Genomic DNA, 2,625 nt, shown 5'->3' with positions numbered 1-2,625 from the left:
GCCCTCCCCGGCAAGTGGGGAGGGAGCAACCGATGCGCTTGCCGTTTGATTCGGCGCGATCAGCAATGTTATCGTCCATGCCTTCCCAACCAGGTACCTCTCGATGAAAAATCTCCCTCAGGAAATCTTCAAGGCTTACGACATCCGCGGCGTCGTAGGCTCTACTTTGACGCCTGAAATCGTCGAGGCGATCGGCCATGCGCTTGGCTCGGAAGGAAAAGCGCGCAATCAGAAAGCGATCGCTATCGGCCGCGACGGGCGGCTCTCCGGGCCCGATCTGTCCGCAGCTTTGGCGCGCGGCATACAGAAAAGCGGCATCGATGTCATCGACGTCGGACTGGTGGCGACGCCGATGGTCTATTTCGCCGCGCACGAACTCAAAACCCACTCCGGCGTCATGGTCACGGGCAGCCACAACCCGCCGGATTACAACGGTCTGAAAATGGTGCTCGGCGGCGAGACCCTGTCCGGCGATGCGATCCAGGCGCTGCGTTCGCGCATCGCGAATAACGATCTTGCGAGCGGCAGCGGCAGTTACCGCAAACATGACATCGCGCCCGCCTATCTGAACCGCATCGCCGGCGACGTCAAGCTCGCGCGCAAAATGCATATCGTCGTCGATTGCGGCAACGGTGTTCCCGGCGCTTATGCGCCCGAGCTGTATCGCAAACTCGGCTGCGAAGTGACCGAGCTGTTTTGCGATGTCGACGGCAATTTTCCGAACCATCATCCCGATCCTTCGCAACCGGAGAATCTGGTAGACGTCATCGAGGAATTGAAAAGCGGCGAGGCCGAAATCGGTTTCGCATTCGATGGCGACGGCGATCGCCTTGGCGTTGTCACCAAGGATGGCAGCATCATCTATCCGGATCGGCAACTGATGCTGTTCGCCGCCGATGTGCTGGCGCGCAACCCCGGCGCCAAAATTATTTTCGACGTGAAGTGCACGCGCAATCTGGCGCCGTGGGTCAAACAGCATGGCGGCGAACCGGTGATGTGGAAAACCGGCCATTCACTGATCAAGAGCAAAATGAAGGAAACCGGCGCGCTGCTGGCGGGCGAGATGAGCGGCCACATTTTCTTCAAGGAACGCTGGTACGGCTTCGATGACGGCCTGTATGCCGGCGCGCGCCTGCTCGAATTCCTGAGCAAGCAATCCGATATCAGCGCCACGCTGCACAACCTGCCGGACGCGGTCAGCACGCCGGAATTGCAGATCAAGCTCGAGGAAGGCGAAAACTACGCGCTGATCGCCGAGATGCAAAAGACCGCGCGCTTCGACAATCCGAAACAGGTGATTACGCTCGACGGCCTGCGCGTCGAATACGAAGACGGCTTCGGCCTCGCCCGCTCGTCCAACACGACACCGGTCATCGTGCTGCGCTTCGAAGCCGACGACGAAGCCGCGTTGAAGCGCATCCAGGAAGATTTTCGCGGCGTGCTGCTGAAAGCCAAGCCGGACGCGGCGCTGCCGTTCTGATTGCCGCCATTCTCGCTAAGAACGGTTTGCTCCGCCCGGATGGAGATGAAATCCGGGATCGCTGTCCTGCATTCCGCGCCTGACCCGGATTCGTTTCACTCCATCGACGCTACGCGCTCTCGCGTTTTGGGCGCGTGCCGAAGCGAAAAACCGCATAGCCGGCCAGCGCGGAAATCAACGATCCGGCAAATACACCGAGCCGCGTCGCGCTCGCATAATCGCCGGCAGCGCCCTCGAAAGCCAGCGAGCCGATGAACAAACTCATCGTGAAACCGATGCCGCACAACAAGGCAACGGCAGTCATTTGCGTCCAGTTCGCTTCATCCGGCAGCTTTGCGATGCGGCATGAGATAGTCAGCCACGATGACGCCAGGACGCCGAATGTTTTGCCCACAACCAGACCGGCTGCAATGCCGAGCGGAACGGGTTCGAGCAAAGCCGCGGCGCTCGTTCCGGAGAACGATACGCCGGCGTTGAAAAACGCGAAAATCGGCAGCACCCCGAACGCAACCCATGGGTGCAAGCGGTGCTCGAGTTCCTCGAGCGGCGCGTTCTCGCCGCGCAGAGGAATGGCCAACGCGATCAGCACGCCGGCCAAGGTCGCATGCACGCCGGACTTCAGGACGCATACCCACAACACGAGCCCGGCAACGGCATAAGCACTGACCCGCACGACCGAAAAGCGGTTGAGCAGAATGATGACAACGGCAGGAATTGCTGCGAGCGTCAGCATCTGTGCCGATAAATTCGCGGTATAGAAAAACGCGATGATCAGAATCGCGCCGAGATCGTCGATGATGGCCACCGCGGTCAAAAAAATCTTCAGCGAGATCGGCGCGCGCGAGCCGAGCAACGACAGCACGCCGAGCGCGAAGGCGATATCGGTCGCGGCCGGAATCGCCCAGCCGTTGATTGCGATCGCATCGTTCCAGTTGAACCAGGCGTAAATTGCCGCCGGCGCCGCCATGCCGCCGAGCGCGGCAATGACAGGCAAGGCGATCGCGAACGGTGTGGACAATTCGCCCTGCAAGACTTCGCGCTTGATTTCGAGACCGACCAGAAAAAAGAAGATGGCCATCAAGCCATCGTTGACCCATAGCAGCAACGGCTTGGCGATGTGCAGATCAGCAACGCGAATTTCGACC

General features: G+C 60.1%; 2 protein-coding genes. One reads left to right on the top strand and one right to left on the bottom strand.

Annotated elements, in window-relative coordinates; translation table 11 throughout:
• The first annotated feature begins 103 nt into the window (after positions 1 to 103).
• Positions 104 to 1,480, top strand: a complete 1,377-nt coding sequence (locus tag H0V78_10265; GenBank protein MBA2352139.1) for a phosphomannomutase/phosphoglucomutase — start codon at positions 104 to 106, stop codon at positions 1,478 to 1,480.
• A 109-nt stretch (positions 1,481 to 1,589) separates the two neighbouring features.
• Here the strand turns inward: H0V78_10265 and nhaA are convergent.
• The coding region (gene nhaA, locus H0V78_10260) for a Na+/H+ antiporter NhaA (GenBank protein MBA2352138.1) at positions 1,590 to 2,625 on the bottom strand (1,036 nt) is incomplete at its 5' end.

Source organism: Burkholderiales bacterium, from assembly GCA_013695435.1.
Taxonomy (GTDB): domain Bacteria; phylum Pseudomonadota; class Gammaproteobacteria; order Burkholderiales; family JACMKV01; genus JACMKV01.
The sequence above is the reverse complement of the archived record's forward strand: the minus strand, read 5'-3'. Positions and strand labels throughout refer to the sequence as shown.

What these genes read in the sequence shown, in the direction of transcription:
- H0V78_10265 (MBA2352139.1), top strand. Translation starts at nt 104, where the DNA reads ATGAAAAATCTCCCTCAGGAAATCTTCAAGGCTTACGACATCCGCGGC.